Origin of the sequence: Campylobacter sp. IFREMER_LSEM_CL1846 (assembly GCF_025772105.1) — a bacterium.
Lineage (GTDB): Bacteria > Campylobacterota > Campylobacteria > Campylobacterales > Campylobacteraceae > Campylobacter_D > Campylobacter_D lari_D.
Genome location: NZ_JAKMRM010000009.1, coordinates 1 through 17,582, shown reverse-complemented (window position 1 = coordinate 17,582; position 17,582 = coordinate 1). Strand labels below are relative to the sequence as shown.

The 17,582-nt window shown below is 29.1% G+C and carries 21 protein-coding genes; 17 read left to right on the top strand and 4 right to left on the bottom strand.

The genetic code is table 11. The features are described from left to right. The 6 genes from L8W40_RS05320 to mrdA are packed head-to-tail and all read left to right on the top strand — an operon-like array spanning position 1 to position 4,331. Entirely contained in the window at positions 1–489 is a 489-nt protein-coding gene (locus L8W40_RS05320) for an HAD hydrolase family protein (protein ID WP_133319211.1), read from the top strand. Then, positions 480–986, top strand: a complete 507-nt coding sequence (locus L8W40_RS05315) for a hypothetical protein (protein ID WP_133319210.1) — start codon at positions 480–482, stop codon at positions 984–986. The genes L8W40_RS05320 and L8W40_RS05315 overlap by 10 nt, the downstream gene beginning before the upstream one ends. Continuing rightward, on the top strand, positions 968–1,426 hold the full coding sequence (lptA, locus tag L8W40_RS05310) for a lipopolysaccharide transport periplasmic protein LptA (RefSeq protein WP_263662395.1): 459 nt from the start codon (positions 968–970) through the stop codon (positions 1,424–1,426). Before L8W40_RS05315 ends, lptA begins: the two co-directional genes overlap by 19 nt. Further along, on the top strand, positions 1,423–2,022 hold the full coding sequence (gene yihA / locus L8W40_RS05305; RefSeq protein WP_133319208.1) for a ribosome biogenesis GTP-binding protein YihA/YsxC: 600 nt from the start codon (positions 1,423–1,425) through the stop codon (positions 2,020–2,022). The genes lptA and yihA overlap by 4 nt, the downstream gene beginning before the upstream one ends. Then, positions 2,012–2,503, top strand: coding sequence for a hypothetical protein (locus L8W40_RS05300; RefSeq protein ID WP_263662396.1), 492 nt, complete (start codon positions 2,012–2,014; stop codon positions 2,501–2,503). The genes yihA and L8W40_RS05300 overlap by 11 nt, the downstream gene beginning before the upstream one ends. A 1-nt stretch (position 2,504) precedes the next feature. Beyond that, the gene (gene mrdA, locus L8W40_RS05295; protein WP_220566662.1) at positions 2,505–4,331 is read left to right on the top strand and encodes a penicillin-binding protein 2; all 1,827 of its coding nucleotides are present in this window, start codon (positions 2,505–2,507) and stop codon (positions 4,329–4,331) included. Here the strand turns inward: mrdA and queA are convergent. From queA to tatB, 3 genes are read right to left on the bottom strand one after another with little or no spacing between them, the layout of a single operon-like run. Beyond that, on the bottom strand, positions 4,324–5,352 hold the full coding sequence (queA, locus tag L8W40_RS05290) for a tRNA preQ1(34) S-adenosylmethionine ribosyltransferase-isomerase QueA (protein WP_263661309.1): 1,029 nt from the start codon (positions 5,350–5,352) through the stop codon (positions 4,324–4,326). The two genes, mrdA and queA, sit on opposite strands and share 8 nt — an antisense overlap. Then, on the bottom strand, positions 5,339–6,079 hold the full coding sequence (gene tatC, locus L8W40_RS05285; RefSeq protein ID WP_133319204.1) for a twin-arginine translocase subunit TatC: 741 nt from the start codon (positions 6,077–6,079) through the stop codon (positions 5,339–5,341). Before tatC ends, queA begins: the two co-directional genes overlap by 14 nt. 2 nt (positions 6,080–6,081) lie before the next feature. Beyond that, positions 6,082–6,474: a Sec-independent protein translocase protein TatB gene (tatB, locus tag L8W40_RS05280; protein ID WP_412175454.1), complete on the bottom strand. Its 393-nt coding sequence runs from the start codon at positions 6,472–6,474 to the stop codon at positions 6,082–6,084. Positions 6,475–6,628: 154 nt separating this feature from the next. On the opposite strand from tatB, the gene L8W40_RS05275 reads away from it, so the two are divergent. Beyond that, entirely contained in the window at positions 6,629–7,609 is a 981-nt protein-coding gene (locus tag L8W40_RS05275) for a permease (protein ID WP_263664862.1), read from the top strand. An 8-nt stretch (positions 7,610–7,617) separates the two neighbouring features. Then, positions 7,618–7,935, top strand: coding sequence for an ArsR/SmtB family transcription factor (locus L8W40_RS05270; protein WP_263664861.1), 318 nt, complete (start codon positions 7,618–7,620; stop codon positions 7,933–7,935). Here L8W40_RS05270 and hemW read toward each other — a convergent pair. After that, entirely contained in the window at positions 7,932–8,981 is a 1,050-nt protein-coding gene (gene hemW / locus L8W40_RS05265; protein ID WP_263664860.1) for a radical SAM family heme chaperone HemW, read from the bottom strand. The two genes, L8W40_RS05270 and hemW, sit on opposite strands and share 4 nt — an antisense overlap. An 80-nt stretch (positions 8,982–9,061) precedes the next feature. On the opposite strand from hemW, the gene L8W40_RS05260 reads away from it, so the two are divergent. Genes L8W40_RS05260 through cmoA form a run of 9 tightly spaced genes read left to right on the top strand, consistent with a single transcriptional unit; the run spans position 9,062 to position 17,234 of the window. Next, on the top strand, positions 9,062–9,532 hold the full coding sequence (locus tag L8W40_RS05260; protein ID WP_133319199.1) for an RNA pyrophosphohydrolase: 471 nt from the start codon (positions 9,062–9,064) through the stop codon (positions 9,530–9,532). Beyond that, positions 9,532–10,734 (top strand): aspartate kinase, encoded by a 1,203-nt coding sequence (locus tag L8W40_RS05255; RefSeq protein ID WP_133319198.1) that lies wholly within the window; start codon positions 9,532–9,534, stop codon positions 10,732–10,734. The genes L8W40_RS05260 and L8W40_RS05255 overlap by 1 nt, the downstream gene beginning before the upstream one ends. Beyond that, positions 10,735–11,271, top strand: a complete 537-nt coding sequence (locus L8W40_RS05250) for a HobA family DNA replication regulator (protein WP_263664859.1) — start codon at positions 10,735–10,737, stop codon at positions 11,269–11,271. 41 nt (positions 11,272–11,312) lie between these two features. Beyond that, entirely contained in the window at positions 11,313–11,924 is a 612-nt protein-coding gene (locus L8W40_RS05245; RefSeq protein ID WP_263664888.1) for a DNA polymerase III subunit delta', read from the top strand. Beyond that, entirely contained in the window at positions 11,911–13,053 is a 1,143-nt protein-coding gene (gene folP / locus L8W40_RS05240; RefSeq protein ID WP_263664858.1) for a dihydropteroate synthase, read from the top strand. Before L8W40_RS05245 ends, folP begins: the two co-directional genes overlap by 14 nt. Positions 13,054–13,055: 2 nt before the next feature. Then, positions 13,056–15,011 carry an NAD-dependent DNA ligase LigA gene (ligA, locus tag L8W40_RS05235; RefSeq protein ID WP_263662477.1) on the top strand — a complete coding sequence of 652 codons (1,956 nt, stop codon included), beginning with the start codon at positions 13,056–13,058 and terminating at the stop codon, positions 15,009–15,011. After that, positions 15,001–15,723 carry a TlyA family RNA methyltransferase gene (locus L8W40_RS05230; protein WP_263661375.1) on the top strand — a complete coding sequence of 241 codons (723 nt, stop codon included), beginning with the start codon at positions 15,001–15,003 and terminating at the stop codon, positions 15,721–15,723. Before ligA ends, L8W40_RS05230 begins: the two co-directional genes overlap by 11 nt. After that, positions 15,689–16,540 (top strand): bifunctional riboflavin kinase/FAD synthetase, encoded by an 852-nt coding sequence (locus L8W40_RS05225; RefSeq protein ID WP_263664857.1) that lies wholly within the window; start codon positions 15,689–15,691, stop codon positions 16,538–16,540. The genes L8W40_RS05230 and L8W40_RS05225 overlap by 35 nt, the downstream gene beginning before the upstream one ends. Next, on the top strand, positions 16,530–17,234 hold the full coding sequence (gene cmoA, locus L8W40_RS05220; RefSeq protein ID WP_263664856.1) for a carboxy-S-adenosyl-L-methionine synthase CmoA: 705 nt from the start codon (positions 16,530–16,532) through the stop codon (positions 17,232–17,234). Before L8W40_RS05225 ends, cmoA begins: the two co-directional genes overlap by 11 nt. Positions 17,235–17,582 lie beyond the last annotated feature (348 nt).

Sequence of the window (17,582 nt, the reverse complement as noted above, 5' to 3'; positions counted from 1 at the left end):
ATGATAGAGCTTATTTTTTTAGATGTAGATGGTTGTCTAACAGATGGTAAAATCATCTACACACAAAATTATGGTGAAATTAAAGAGTTTAATGTAAAAGATGGTGCAGCAATTGAGGCTTGGCAAAAGCTTGGCAAAAAAGTTGCTATTATTACAGGCAGGACTAGCGAGTGTGTATATTTTAGAGCTAGAGATTTAAAAATTGATCTAGTATATCAAGGTATTAGTGATAAATTAACTTGTGCTAAAGAAATTTTAGAAAAATTAAATTTAGACTTTTCTCAATGTGCTGCTATTGGGGATTATTATAATGATATGAGCTTACTTGAAGCAGTTGCTTATAGTTTTAAGCCAAAAGATGCGCATAAGGCTTTAAAAACTGATAAAGTTTTAAACAGAAAAGGTGGTAATGGAGCAGTGAGTGAGATGATAGAAATTTTAATTGAACATAATAATATGCAAGCTCAATGGGATAAACTTTGGCGATAAAAATTTTTGCTATATTAATGAGTTTATTTGCCTTTGTTATGGTGATTTTAAGTACTCAAGATCCTTATTTGTTTGCAATAAAACCGCAAAAGGTAGATGTGGCAAATATGCAAGCTTTTGATGTGCTTGATTATGAGCTTAATACATCTGTTACAAAAGCTAGCTATCAAGCAAGTCGTTGGGTAAAATACCAAGATAAAGATATTTTTGATGATTTTAAAGTGCAAGCACTTGATTATAATTTAAGTTCGGATTTATTAGTAAGAAATGATGAAAAATCCATTTTAGAAGGTAATGTAAGTTATTTTGATCAAAATCAAACTTCTATTTTTACTCAAAAAGCAATTTATGATATGAAAAATAAAATTTTATTTTCCAATGAAAAATTTAAGGCATATATAGGGTTAAATGAGGTTTTTGGGGATAATTTTTTATATGATGTGAGTCAAAAAGAATTAAAAATTCAAGGAATAAAAGCATGGTTTTTAGAGCAATAATTTTTTTGTGTTTGTTAAATTTATTTGCATTTAGTGCTCAAAAAATAGAAGTTTATGCTAAAGATTTTTATTTGGATGAGAAAAATGAAACGAGCATATTAACCGGTGATGTGGAAGTAAAAAAAGGTAAAGATATTTTAAATTCGCAAAAATTAGTCATTTATATGAAAAATAAACAACCCATTAAGTATATAGCTACTAAAGATGCTAAATTTAAAATTATGATGAAAGATAAGATTTATCATGGAAGTGGTGATGAGTTTGTTTATAATGTAGCTAAAGATACATATGAAATTAATGGTAATGCAAAAATTATAGAAGTGCAGTCAAAAAAAGAGCTTATAGGTGATAAAATCATAGTAGATAGAAAAAATATGACTTATAGAGTAGTTAGTAATGATAAAAAACCTGCTAAATTTGTATTTGAAGTAAAAGAATGATATTAAATGCTAAATTTTTAACTTCTGCTTCTAAAATAAATGAAGCTCCACAGCCTATATATACCGAAATTGCATTTTTAGGCCGCTCTAATGTAGGAAAAAGTTCTTTGATTAATACTCTTTGTAAGAATAAAAATTTAGCAAAAAGTTCTTCAACTCCGGGCAAAACCCAACTCATTAATTTTTTTGAAGTTGATTGTAAAAAAGATGAAGATAAATTTAAATTGATGTTTATTGATTTACCTGGTTTTGGCTATGCTAAAGTGAGCAAAAAAACTAAGGCTATTTGGAATAAAAATTTAGATGAGTTTTTAAAAGAGCGTAGTTCTATCAAGCTTTTTATTCATCTAATAGATTCAAGACATGAAAATTTAGATATTGATGCAAATTTGGATTTGTATTTAGATTCTTTTATTAGAGCTGATCAAAAAAAAATAATAGTTTATACAAAAGCAGATAAGCTCAATCAAAGTCAAAAAGCAAAAATTTTAAATGTAAATAAAAATGCCATTTTAGTTTCAAATTTGAAAAAAAGTGGTATTGATAAATTAGAACAAAAAATTATTTTAGAGAGCTTAGGTTTTAATGAGGAGTAGAAATTTAGTAAAAAATAGATTTGATTTTTCTTATTTATTTTTTTATTTATCTTTGATTTTTTATCAAGTGCTAAGCTCTGTTTATTATTGGATGCCTCCTTTGTTTGGCGTGTTTTTTTGTTATATGATAGTGCTTTTAAAAGAAAAAGAAAGAACTCTTAATAAGCTTGATTTTAGATGGTATTTTTCTTTGTTTTATCTTTTATTAATTGATATTATCCATGGATTTTATCTTTTTAGTTCTTGGATAGCTTTTTTTGTTTTTTATCATCTTTTTGTTGATTGGTTTAAAAGCAAATTAAAACTAGGCCATTATTTACTCGTTATATTTACCTTTTGTGCTTATATTTTTATCTATCTTTTTGATATATTTTTGGCGTATTTAGATAATAGTCAAATTTTAAAATTTGGTATTGAATATCTGTGGTTTTTTGTCGTTGAAGCTTTGATTTCTTTTGTTATTTTTAAAGGGAAAATCTAATATGCGTATGCGTTTGGTGATGGGATTTATAGCTTGTTTTTTTATACTTTTACTTGCTAGAGTGTATTATATAAGCATTAAATCTAATGTTTATTATGAAGAAATAGCTAAACAAAATGCCATTAAAACGCAATTTTTAGCACCTGTAAGAGGGCAAATTTTAGATGTTAAAGGTAGGCCCTTAGCAGTAAATAAATTAGGTTTTTCAATCTCTATAAAGCCATATTTGTATATAAAAAAGAAAAACAGAAATCTTTTAGAGCAGGAATTGCAAGTTATAGTAGATGCTTTTCCTGATTTAAACATAACTAAATTAAAACGAAATTATATAAAAGCAGATTCTTATTATAATCAAGATTATATAGAAGTAGTTCCATTTATAGAATATGATGCTATGATTAAGCATTTTACTAAGCTTAATTTGCGTGAAAATATGCAAGTTAAATCTACTACTCAAAGATTTTATCCTTATGATGCTTTAGCTAGCCATGTTATAGGTTATGTTGGAAAAGCAAATTTAAACGATATGAATGAAAATGAAATTGCAAGATTAACTAGCTATGTAGGGCGTAGCGGTATAGAGCGTTCTTATAATGAAATTTTGCAAGGTCAAAAGGGTGAAAAGGTTAGCAAAGTAAATGCGTTAAATAAAGAAATAGAAGAACTTTCTTATAAAAAACCTACTTCAAGTAATATCACTTTAAGCATTGATCTTGATTTGCAAGAATACTTGGCTAGTATTTTTGAAAATTTAGCAGGCGCTGCTATAGTAATGGATGTAAAAAGTGGAGCTATTTTAGCAGCGGGTAGTTTTCCTGAATATAATCTCAATCCTTTTGTTACCGGTATTAGTCAAGAAGAATGGGATAAACTTTCTAATGATTTAAACCATCCTTTTACTAATAAACTCATTAATGGTCTTTATCCTCCAGGTTCAGTTATAAAAATGGGAACAGCTTTAGCATTTTTAGATAGTGGAAAAGTGAATGAAAATCATAAATATTTGTGTGATTCTAACTTTGAACTTGGTGGTAGAAAATTTAGATGTTGGAAGGCTATAGGTCATGGTTATGTAGATATGACAGATGCTATTAGAGAAAGCTGTGATGTATATTTTTATAAAGGAGCTTTGGAGGTTGGTATTGACATTATTAGTTCTGTTTTTGAAAGAATAGGTTTTGGTACAAAAACAGGAGTAGATTTACCTAATGAATTTATAGGAACGGTTCCTAATAGAATTTGGAAAAAAGAAAAATACAATCAACCTTGGTATCAAGGTGAAACTTTAAATACAAGCATAGGTCAAGGTGATTTTCTTGCTACTCCTATGCAAGTGGCTAAATTTACAGCTATGATTGCTACGGCTAAAAATATCACACCGCATTTTTTACATAGTATTGATGATAATGTTACTAAGGTAAATTTTGACAATAATGAAAGTGTTTTTACGACTTTTGAATTATCAAAACTTCCACTTTTAAGGCGTGCGATGTATGAGGTGGCCAATGTTGATGGTGGAACTACGGCAAGATTTTTAAGAAATTCTCCTATTACTATAGCAGCCAAGACAGGAACAGCTCAAGTAGTTGGAATTTCCCAAAGTGAAAAAAAGCGTATTAAAGAAGAGGATTTAGAGTATTTTTTAAGATCTCATGCTTGGATTACTTCTTATGCGCCTTATGAAAAACCTCAATATGTAGTAGTAGTTTTAATCGAACATGGAAAAAGTGGTAGTAGCGCAGGCGGACCTGTACTTGCTAAAATTTATCAAAAACTTATAGATTTGGGTTATATTGATAAAAAATATATTAAGAAAAAAGCTAAATGATTAGCATTCCATCGCCATAAGAATAAAAACGATATTTGTTTTTTATAGCTTCATGGTAAAGTTCTAAAGTTTTTTCTCTACCTATAAAAGAGGCCACAAGCATAATAAGAGTTGATTTTGGTAAGTGAAAATTAGTGAGTAAAAAATCAAGTCTTTGTGGGGTATTTTGTGGGTGTAAAAACAAATCACAAAAACCTTCTTTTAATTTTTTTCTATGATAATACTCTATACAACGAGTAACTGTGGTGCCTACACCAAGTATTTTTTTAGAAGAATTAATCAAAGCACAAGTTTCATCATCAACATAGAAAAATTCTGAATGCATTTTATGCTCGCGTATATCTTCGCATTCTACACCTTTAAAAGTTCCCGCACCAACATGAAGTGTGATAGTATGGATATTATGATTTTTTTTAAGTTCTTTTATCATTGCTTCGTTAAAGTGCAAGCTTGCAGTGGGTGCAGCAACCGCACCTTGATTTTTGGCAAAAATGCTTTGATAGTTAATGTTATCTTGTGCTTCATCTGCTCTTTTAATATATGGTGGTAAAGGTATATGGCCTATTTTTTCTAAAATTTCAAAAACTTCATGATGATTGAATTTTTTTTCATCATTAAAAAATTCTACTTCTCTTGTGCCATCATCGTGTAATTTTTTGATTTTAGCTTTTAAAGAATTTTCAAAATATAAAATTTGTCCTTCTTTAACCTTGCCACGAATTTGAACCAAAAAATCATTATTTTTTAAAGGGTGATTAATGAAAAGTTCTATTTTGCTACCACTTTCTTTAAATCCATAAATTCTTGCTTTTATTACTTTAGTGTCATTAAAGATGATTTCACAAGGTGGTAAAATTTTAGCTAAGTCCTTAAAATGTAAATGTAAAATTTGATCTTTACATCTTTCATAAACTAAAAGTTTAGCATTCTCCTTGGGTAAAATAGGAAAATTTGCTATAAGTTCATTAGGTAAATCATAATCATAACTAGAAAGCAAAAGATCTTTATCAATCGTTTTCATCATTTTCTTTTTGACTAGGATTAACTTTTTTGGCTATATAAATAGAAATTCCATAAAGCCCGCACAAAGGAACGGCCATTAAAAATTGTGAGATTATATCAGGTGGTGTCATCATAGCTGAAAAAACAAAAATTACTAAAACTGAAACTCTAAAGTGTTTTTTTAAAAATGCATCATCAATAAGTCCAAGTTTGGCAAAGAAAAAGGTTATCACAGGCATTTCAAACGCTAAGCCAAAGGCAACTACAAGTTTAGTAAAAAATCCCACATACAAGCCTATGCTGATTAAAGGTTTAAAATCTTGAGTTTGCACCCCAAAATCAATTAAAAATTTAAAAGCCAAAGGTATGACTATATAATAACAAAACAAAGCTCCAAGCGCAAACATAATGCTAGCAAAGCTTACAAAAGGCACTACTAGTCTTTTTTCATTATCATAAAGTCCTGGTGCTACGAATTTCCAAAACTGCCAAAAAATAACCGGTAAAGAAATTAAAAAAGCTGTAAAAAATGAAACTTTCATTGCTGTAAATAAAGGCTCTTGTAATTCAACGAAAGTCATTTGTTTTGAAATTTCAGGTAAAGCTGCTTCAACGGGTGCTTTTAGTATATCTATGATATAACTATTAAAACTAAAGCATACAAAAAACATTACAACAACACAAGCTACGCTTATAAATAATCTTTTTCTAAGTTCTACTAAATGCGGTTTTAATTCTTCAAACATTCTTAGCTTTCCATTTTTTGAGTATTTTTTTCATCTTTTTGAGTTTTTTCTTCTACACGCGAAAGTTCTTGTATATCTTTTTCTAAATCATTAATTTCACTTTTTAACTCTTTGGTATTATTTAAAATATCTTCTTTGAGTTGATCAAATTCTTCAAAACTCAGTTTTTTTCTGATATTTTCGTTCGTTTGTGAAAATTCATCTTTGTATTTTTGTGCTTCATCTTTTAACTCTGCTATTTTTAATTCTTTATTGATACTTGCTTTTGCTTCATCAATATTACTTTTAATGGCTTTTAAAATTTTTGCAATTTCAACTATAGTTGAAGGTAGTTTTTCAGGCCCAAGAATTAAAATAGCTATAACTAAAATAACTAAAATTTCTCCAAAACTCATTATTTTATCTTCTTTCGCTTAAATATATAGTTTGCATTTTACATAAAAATACTTAAAAATACTATTACTTTTATAATATTAATATATAAAGATATATTGATATATTAATATATTTTTGTTATGCTTATTTTAAAATGAAATGGAGTGAAAGATTATGGAAAAGTTATTTTTTATTTTTAAAGATTTTTTGATTTTATTTGTTGAAATTTCTATTTTATTTATATTAGTTAGTATGCTCATTGCTTATCTTAATGAGCGTTATGCTAAATTTTTCAATGAACATTTAAAGAAAGATTCTTTTGTAAGTTATATAAAGGCTATTCTTTTGGGTAGTTTAACTCCCTTTTGTTCATGTTCAAGCATACCGCTTTTAAATGCATTTTTAAAAGCTAAAGTACCACTTGGAGTATGTATAGCTTATTTGATAACTTCGCCTTTAATTAATCCTATTATAGTAGTGATGTTTGTAGTAAGTTTTGGCTTAAAAATCTCTTTATTTTATGTGGGATTTTTATTTAGCGTGATTTTATTTATTGCTTTTTGTGTTTCAAAAATAAACACTCAAAGATTTTTTAATGAAGATTTTTTAAAAAATGATTTAGAGCAAACTTCAAAGTGTTGTTCTAATGATACTTCTAAAAGTTTATGCTGTGAAAAACCTAGTTCTATTTTTGTTAAAAATTCTAAAATTAGCAGTAAAATTTTAAAATTTAAGACTAAAACAAAAGAAAATAAAATCAAAATATTATTTATGCAAAGCTTTAATGAATACAAAAAAATTCTGCCATATATTATTATTGGTATGGGTATTGGGGCTTTTATACACGGCTTTTTTCCGCAAGATTTTTTTCAAAATTGTATGAAAGATTATGGGATATTGGGTGTATTTATAGCAGCATTTATAGGGGTTTTGCTTTATATGAATTGCACTGCTATGATTCCTGTAGCACTAGCTTTAACTACCAGTGGAATTCCGCTTGGTATAATGATGAGTTTTTTAATAGCAGGAGCAGGGTGTTCTTTACCTGAGCTTATTTTGCTTAAAAGAATTTTTAAAACAAGCTTTTTGTTTTTATTTGCAGGTATGATTGTTTTTATTGCAATTAGTTTTGGACTTTTAATGTTTTTTATATAAGGAATTTTATGCAAGAATTTTTAAAAATAACAAGTGCAATTAACGATGAAAGTAGGATTTTAATCCTAGCTTTTTTACAAAAATATGGAAAACTTTATGTGTGTGATTTGCAAAGCTCTTTAAATATGAGTCAATCAAGGCTTTCAAGACATTTAAAAATTTTAAAAGAAGCTAATTTTTTAGAAGTAGATAGACAGGGTGTTTGGGCGTATTATGGAGTAAAAGAAAATTTAAATAATTTTTGCAGCGATATATTAAAAAATATCAATGAACTTTCTATAAAGCTTCCTGAATTTAAAAGAATTTCTTGTGAATGCAAAGCTTAAGTGCTAATATACAAAGCTAGTTCATCGCTTAAAAGATAATTAGTATTATAAAAAATTCCATTTTTATATACTAATTTCCCTTTTTTGCTAAGAAACATTGCCTTTTCTTTTTCTAAAGGCTCTAGCTTTGTTTCATCTACTCCTATAATGCTTCTAAGTCCTAGAAAAATATGCTCTAAACACAAATCTTTTGAATTTAAATTTTCAACCTCCCTAAAACAAGGATTTGCTATATAATCTTTTAAATTTTTTTTAGTATAAAATCTTTGATTTTTTGAAAATCCTACTGCACTTAAACCACATCCTATATAGTCTTTTCCTTGCCAATAAGCAAGATTATGTTTGCAAATTTGTCCAAAATTACTGATTTCATATTGTTTATAACCAAGATTTTCAATTGCTTTGATAAAATGTTTTGCAAGGCGTGGAGCGTTTTTTTTATAATGATTTTTTTTGGCAAATCTTGTTTTTTCTTCTATAGTTAAATTATAAGCACTCACATGGCTAATATCAATTAAAGCGAGTTTAGAAATTTCATAATCAAGCATTTTACTATCATCGAGTTTTGTATCATAAATTAAGTCTAAATTTATATTATTAAATCCTGCTTTTTTTGCATTTTCTATACTTGTAAAAATGCTTTTTTGATCATGAATACGCCCAAGGAATTGTAATTTTTTTTCATGAAAACTTTGCACCCCAAAAGAAATGCGGTTAAAACCTAAATTTTTTATCTCTTTAAGCCAAGAAAAATTGCTTGAATTAGGATTTGCTTCTATGCTTATTTCATTATTTTTTTGTAAATAACTTTGCAAAAAAATAAAAATTTTTTCATAAAAATTAACACTCATTAAACTAGGAGTACCACCACCTATAAAAATAGTTTTTATGGAATTTTTATCCAGCATAAAAAAATCTAATTGATATTTTATATCTTGCATTAATGCGTTTAGATAATCTTTTTCAAAATCTTTTTTTTTAAGTGAAGTAAAAGAACAATAAAAACATTTACTTTCGCAAAATGGTATATGTATATATAAATGCATAAAACTTCTTTAAAATGTGATTATAAATTCGTATTTTTTTGTTAGAATTATATTATTAAAAAGTCAAGGATAAGAAAATCATGGAAAAAGAAAAAAAATATAGGCCAAATGTAGCCGCAATAGTGCTATCATCAGCTTATCCTTTTGAATGTAAAATTTTACTCGCTAAACGCAATGATATGGAAAATATATGGCAGTTTCCTCAAGGTGGAATAGATGAGGGAGAGGATGCTAAAAGTGCGTTATTTAGAGAATTAAAAGAAGAAATAGGTACAGATGAGATTGAAATTTTAGCCGAACATCCTGAATGGATTAGTTATGATTTTCCACCTAAGGTTGCACAAAAAATGTATCCTTATGATGGTCAAAATCAAAAATATTTTTTAGTTAGATTAAAAAACAAAGCTATTGTTAATCTAAATACTAAAAATCCTGAATTTGATGCTTATAAATTTGCTTCATTGGAAGATGTGTATGATATGATTAATCATTTTAAAAAGCCTATATATATTAGGGTTTTAAAATATTTTAAAGAAAGGGGGTATATTTAATGCTGGTCGTACAAAAATATGGGGGAACGAGTGTAGGAACGCTTGAGCGTATTGATGAAGTTGCTAAAAGAGTGGCAAAAAGTAAAAAAACTTGCGATAAGTTAGTTGTAGTAGTTTCTGCAATGAGTGGAGTTACTAATGAGCTTATTGATTTTGCACATCATTTTAGTAAAAATCCTTCAGGTCGTGAGATGGATATGCTTTTAAGTAGTGGTGAGCGTGTAACTTCATCTTTACTTGCTATTGCATTAAATGAAATGGGTTTAAAAGCTACTGCATTTTCCGGACGCAATGCAGGGATTATTACAGATGATGTTTATACTAAAGCAAGAATTGAACACATTGATACTACAAATATCAATAAAGCCTTAGATGAGGGGTATATTGTAGTAGTTGCTGGCTTTCAAGGTATCGACAAAATGGGTAATGTTACTACTTTAGGTCGTGGTGGAAGTGACTTAAGTGCAGTTGCATTAGCAGGAGCTTTAAATGCTGATTTGTGTGAAATTTATACTGATGTAGATGGGGTATATACTACCGATCCTAGAATTGAGCCAAAGGCTAAAAAGCTAGATAAAATTTCTTATGAAGAAATGCTAGAGCTTGCAAGTTTGGGAGCTAAAGTTTTACAAAATCGCTCTGTAGAGCTTGCTAAAAAATTAAATGTAAAATTAGTTACTAGAAGTAGCTTTAATGAAAATGAAGGGACGATCATTACTAAGGAGGAAAATATGGAACAAGCTTTGGTTAGTGGTATAGCACTAGATAAAAACCAAGCAAGGGTTACTTTAAGAAATATTGATGATAAGCCAGGAATTGCTGCTGAAATTTTTGGAACTTTAGCAAATGAAAATATCAATGTAGATATGATTATCCAAAATGTAGGTGTAGATGGAGCTACAAATTTGGGCTTTACTGTGCCTGAAAACGAGCTTGATTTAGCAACTAATGCTATGAAAAAAGTTTTAGGTGCTAATGCTAATATAGAAACAGATAGTGCAGTGGTAAAAGTTTCAGTTGTGGGTGTGGGTATGAAATCACATTCTGGAGTAGCTTCAGCAGCTTTTAAAGCATTGGCAAATGAAAATATTAACATACAAATGATTTCTACAAGCGAAATTAAAATTTCAGTCATCGTGCATGAAAAATATGGCGAATTAGCTGTAAGAGTATTGCATGAAGTTTATAAACTAGATGTATAAATGAGCAATAGTTTTTTAAAATTTACCCTAGAGCAAATCCGAGAAAATGGCACTTATACAAGTTGGTTGGAAGAAAGGCGTCTTGAATGGTCGCCTTTGGTAGCTTCTAAATTAGCTTTGCTTTTACAAGGTTATACTTTTATTGTGATTACTGATGATCAAAGAGCTTGGTTTGAAGAGTATTTTTTAAGCCAAATCAATGCTAGCACTACAAGACCTTTAGTGCCTTTTGTGTCTTTAAAAGGAATTTATAACAAAGCTTGCAATACCCAAGAAGATATAGATTTACTTAATGATCTTTTAAGTATTTCTTTTCCCAATGGTTATGCCTTTTTTTATATAGGAACTAATACTGGGTTTAAATTTAAAATCGCTAATTCTAAAGCAGAAAGTATGCTTTGGCTTTTTGATGAGCAATTGCAAAATAGCTTTTATCTTTCCTCGCGTGATAAAGAATTAGACTATAAACTCATTTCTTTATATAAAGTATTTGAGCAAAGCTTAGAGGCTGTACTTTTTTCTAAGGTAGAAATTTGAATCTAAGAAATAAAATCATTATCCATAATGATTTTGAACTAATGCAAGAAAAACTCACAGAAGAATATGGAACAAAAAATCTTAGATTTTTCATACCTAAAAACCCTGATTTGGAATTAAGACTAAATGACTTAACTTATGACAAAAACGCCCAAGCAACCGCAAAAGCTATTATGAAAGAAAGCTATGTAGCTGAAGCGCAAGCTAAAATTATTGTTATACTAGCTAAGTCTTTTCGTGAAGAAGCACAAAATTTTTTATTAAAACTTTTTGAAGAGCCACCAAAAAATGTGTATTTTATCATCGTAGCTCCTTCAAAAAATGTTTTTTTACCTACTATACTTTCAAGATTTGTCATAGAAAAACATAAAATTCAAAAAGAAAAAATGTCTTTAAATTTAGATCTTAAAAAAATGGATCTAGCTCAAATTGCTTCATTATTAAAACAATATGAAAATATAGACAAGCATGAGTGTTTGGATTTAATTAGTGCTTTAAGCTATGAGTGTTTTAAACAAGATATAAAATTAAACGATGAAGAAATTGAATTTTTTTATAAAGCTTATGAGCTTGCTAAATTAAATGCAAAGCCAACTATTTTACTAAGCACCATAGCTTTAATTTTACATGAGAGAAAAAATGAAAATCATTAAAATCAATCCTAACACAGACTTTGAGCAAATTTCTAAATATATAAAGCCACATAAAGCAGGTAAGAAAATTATGAGTGAAAAAACTCAAATTCATTTTTTTCTTATCAAAGAACTAAGAGCACCTGCTGCAAATATACTTAAACAAGACGCACTAAGGGTTGGAGCTGAACTTGTAACACATAAAGAAGTTATACTAGGTAAAGAACATACTAATGCCTTACTTATGGTAACGCAAGATCAAGCTAAAAAGCTTATAGAAAAAGAAAAACTACAAGATTTTAAGCTTAAAAATTTAGCACTATTTTTAAAGTCTAATTTCGCTAAACCAAAATATGCAAAAATTATGGGTGTGATTAATATTAATGAAGATAGTTTTAACGCTCAAAGTAGGGTTAAAGAAAATGAAGTTTTAGAAAAAATCGAACTCATGATCTCTCAAGGGGCTGATTATATAGATATAGGCGGGGTTTCTTCAAGGCCTGGAAGTATGTATTGTGGGAAAGAAGAAGAGTTTAAACGCTTAAAAAATACCCTAGATTTAATCTATAAAGAAAAACTTTATGAAAAATGTATTTTTAGTTTAGATAGTTTTGATGAGTATTGTTTAGAATATGCTTTAAATAAAGGCTTTAAGCTTATTAATGATATCACCGGTTTTAAAAATGAAAATTTAGCCAAACTAGCTTTAAAATACAAAGCCACTTATACACTCATGCATATACAAAATACCCCACAAAATATGCAAGATAACCCGCATTATGAAGATGTACTCGCTGAGCTTGATGATTTTTTTACGCAAAAGCTAGAAAGGCTAAGTGAGCTTGGTTTAGAAGATGTGATTTTAGATGTTGGTATTGGTTTTGGTAAAAGTCCTTGGCATAATATGATGTTAATCAAACATTTAGAGCATTTTTTACGCTTTGAAAAAGAACTTTTAATCGGAGCTAGTAGAAAAAGTATGATAAATGCTTATTTTAGCTCAAGTGTTGAGCAAAGACTAGCGGGTACGCTTTATTTGCATTTAGAGGCTTTTAAAAATGGTGCCAGCATTATAAGAGTGCATGATGTGTATGAACATAAGCAAATGTTTGAACTTGCAAAAGCTATGGATGAACTTTCTTTGGAGTAGTGATGACTTATCAAGAGTATTTAGAAAAGGTAAAATTGGCAAAAGAATGGATGAGGGCTTATTATGAAGATGATGAGCCTTTAGCAAGCGATGAAGAATATGATAAACTTATAAGAGAGTTAAAAGCATTTGAAACGCTTCATCAAGAAAAGATTTCTAAAGATTCTCCTACGCAAAATATCGCCCCAACTATACAAAGTGAATTTTACAAACTTGCACATAGTGCAAAAATGTGGTCTATGGAAGATGTTTTTGATGAAGCTGAGCTTAGAGCTTGGGCAAAAAGAGCTAAATGTGAATTTGATTTTTTCATAGAACCTAAATTTGATGGAGCGAGTTTAAATCTTACTTATGAAAATGGTATTTTAATCAGCGGTGCTACAAGGGGTGATGGAGAAGTAGGCGAGGATATTACTTTAAATGTAAAAGAAATATCAAACATACCTCAAAAAATTCCTTATAAAGACAAGATAGAAATTCGTGGCGAAGTGGTAATTTTAAAAGAAGATTTTGAAAAAATCAATGAAAAAAGAGCTAAAGATGGCTTGAGCTTATTTGCAAACCCACGCAACGCAGCAAGTGGTTCACTAAGACAGCTTGATACAAGCATTACAAAAGAAAGAAATTTAAAATTTTATCCTTGGGGAGTGGGGGAGAATTCTTTAGAATTTAGCAAGCACTCTGAAGTAATGGAGTTTGTAAGAAGTCTTGGTTTTTTAAAAGATGATTTTGTTTTTTGTGTTAAGACTTTAGATGAGGTTTTAGAAAAATATCACGAGCTTTTAGAAAAAAGAGATCAAAAGCCTATGATGATGGATGGTATGGTTGTAAGGGTAGATGATTTAGCTCATTGTAAGCTTTTGGGTTATACCGTGAAATTTCCAAAATTTATGGCTGCGTTTAAATTTCCTGCTTTGGAAAAAACTACAACATTGCTTGGGGTTAATTTGCAAGTTGGAAGAAGCGGAGTGATTACCCCTGTGGCGGTTTTAGAGCCTGTAAATTTAGATGGGGTTGTAGTAAAATCTGCAACCTTGCATAATTTTGATGAGGTAGCTAGACTTGGAGTGATGATAGGCGATAGCGTAAGTGTGATAAGAAGTGGAGATGTTATACCTAAAATCACTAAAGTTTTTACTCAAAGGCGTGATGGTTTAGAAAGTAAGATCACTAAACCAACTCTTTGTCCTGAGTGTTTAAGTGAACTTTTAGATGAGGGTGCTTTTTTAAAATGTCAAAACTTAGATTGTAAAGCAAGACTTGTAAATTCTATCATACATTTTGTATCTAAAAAGTGTTTAAATATAGACGGCCTTGGAGAAAATATCGTCGAGCTTTTATTTAAAGAAGGAAAAATCACTAACATAGAAAGTATATTTTTCTTAAAATATAGTGATTTTGAAGGATTGGAAGGTTTTAAAGAGAAAAAAATCAACAATCTTCTAAGTGCTATTGAAAATGCAAAAAAATGCCCCTTATCAAGGTTTATCACTGCTTTGGGTATAGAGCATATTGGCGAAGTAGCAGCTAAAAAATTAGCTCAATCTTTTGGCTTTGAATGGTTTATGCAAAGCTATGAAGCTTATGCAAATTTAGAAGGCTTTGGCGAACAAATGGCTAAAAGCTTAGAAGAATTTACCCATGTCAATGCAAATCGCATTAAGCATTTTTATGAAATTTTACATTTAGAGGATGAGAAAAAAGAGCTTATTATAAATGATAATATTTCTAATAAAACCTTTGTTATCACAGGCACTTTAAGCAAATCACGCGATCATTTTAAAGAACTAATCGAAAACTTTGGAGCAAAGGTAAGTTCAAGTGTGTCTAAGAAAACTGACTTTGTATTATATGGAAGTGAAGCAGGCTCAAAGCTTGAAAAGGCTCAAAGCTTAGGGGTTAAGTGCATCAATGAAGCTGAGTTTAACGCTCTTTTAGGTGATGATGATGAGGTATGATGTCTTTGTAAGTGCAAAGTTAAACATTTCTCGCAATAAAGCTTGTGAGCTTATAGAAAACAAGCAAATTTTACTCAATAGTGAGTTTAAAAAAACCTCTTTTAAAATCACATCTTTAAATCCTTTAGAAGATGAGAGTTTAAAACTCACGCTTTTAGAAGAGCTTTTTGTAAGCAGAGCTGCTTTTAAGCTCAAGCATTTTTTACAAGAGCATACATTTACTATCAAAGATAAAATTTGTTTAGATATAGGTTCATCGACCGGAGGTTTTGTGCAAATTTTACACCAAAATAATGCTAAACACATTACAGCTTTAGATGTAGGTTCTAACCAACTTCATGAGAGCTTAAGAAATTTAGAAAATATCCAAATTTGTGAAAACACTGATTTGCGTGAGTTTAAAAGTGAAATTTTATATGATGTTATCACTTGTGATGTGAGTTTTATATCTTTAACACATTTGATTTTTCATATAGATAAACTTGCTAAAGATCTTATCATCTTGCTTTTTAAACCTCAATTTGAAGTAGGTAAAAATGCTAAGCGCGATAAAAACGGAGTGGTAAAAGATACCAAAGCCATCAAAAATGCTAAAGAAAGCTTTGAAAAAGCTTGTGCAAAGCTTGGTTGGATCTTGCAAGCAAGTCAAGAGTCACACTTAAAAGGAAAAGAAGGTAATGTTGAGTTTTTCTACGCCTATAGAAAAAACTAAGATCACAAATTTAGCCATAGGGCGTTTTGATGGTATGCATTTGGGGCATTTTGAACTTTTTAAGCATTTAGATGAAAATGGCGCCTTATTTATCATCACTAAAGAGGAAAAAGAAGCCCTAACACCTAAGGATTTTAGAGTAAATTTGGTTGATTTTCCTTTGATTTTTTGTGATTTTGATAAAATCAAGGACTATAAAGGTGGGGATTTTTTAAAACTTTTAAAGCAAAAATTTCCCAAACTAGAAAAGATCATTGTAGGTTATGATTTTAAATTTGGCAAAGAAAGAAAATGCAGTGCCAAAGACATACAAAGTCTTTGTGGTATAAACACTATTATCGTAGATGAGTTTAAAATTCAAAATAAAAGTGTTCATACAAGTATGATTAAAACCTTACTTAAAGAAGCAAAAGTCAAAGAAGCTAAAAATTTTCTAGGTAGATTTTATAATATACAAGCAAATATCATCAAAGGTCAAGGTATAGGCGCTAAAGAGCTTTTTGCAACTTTAAATTTACATACAAAAGACTTCTTTTTACCCAAAGATGGCGTATATGCGACTTTAGTAAAGATTGAAAATAAAAGCTATCATAGTGTAAGTTTTATAGGCATAAGATCTACTGATGAAAATTTTGCTTTAGAAACGCATATTTTAGATGAAAATTTCACAAACACAAAAGCAATTTTAGTTGAGTTAAGTTTTATTGACTATATAAGAGCTAATGAGAAATTTAACGACTTAGCCTTATTAAAAGCACAAATTAGTAAAGATATTGACAAAGTAAAAGAAATTTTAGGAAGATTAAATGAAAGATGAAATTTTTAAAAAACCCTTAGAAAAACAATTTGAATTTGATAAAAGCGTAGCAAGTGTTTTTGATGATATGGTGTCAAGATCTGTGCCTTTTTATACGCAAAATTTAAAACTCATAGTCGAACTTATTGATCATTTTACACCACAAAATGCGAGAATTTGTGATCTTGGTTGTTCTACGGCTAGTTTATTGCTTGCACTTTATGAAAAAAGAAAAGATTTTCTTTTAAGCGGGGTTGATGAGGCTAATGCTATGTTAGAGATCGCCAAAAACAAATGTCAAGCCTTTGGAGCTAGGGTGGAATTTCATCAAAAAAATTTAGATGATTTTGAGTTTTTTAAAAATGATGTTTTTATAGCTACTTATACTTTGCAGTTTATTCGCCCACCTAAAAGACAAGAATTAGTTGATAAAATCTATCAAAACTTAAATGAAAATGGTATATTTGTGCTTAGTGAAAAAATTCTTTATGAAGATGTCAAAATAGCTAAAAAAATGATACAAATTTATGAGCAATATAAACTAGAGCAAGGTTATAGTAAGCTAGAAATTTCAAGCAAGCGAGAAGCCTTAGAAAATGTCCTCATACCTTATACTCAAAATGAAAACATAACTATGCTTAAAAAGGCAGGATTTTCTAAAGTAGAAAGCGTATTTAAGTGGGTAAATTTTGAAACTTTCATAGCTTTTAAATAAAAATATTTTTTATAACAATGTGTTTTAGAAAAATAATTATGAAGCCATGGAAGCAAAAATATTATTTTTTAACCATAAAGTCTATTTTATAGTAATTTTAAATTTAAGATACTTCTTATCTTAAATTATACTTAAGTAAAAATTTATAAATAAAATATTAATATTCTACACTTATTGTTAAAATATTAGCAATGGGTATTGTAAAACACACAAACAAATAATGAATCAATCAAATACATTAACTATTTTTGAAAGGACTTTTTCAATGAATATAAATTTATCTAAAAATTGCCTTATGGGGGGGGGGTAGCACTTTATTAAAACTTTCCCTACTCACTATACTTTCAC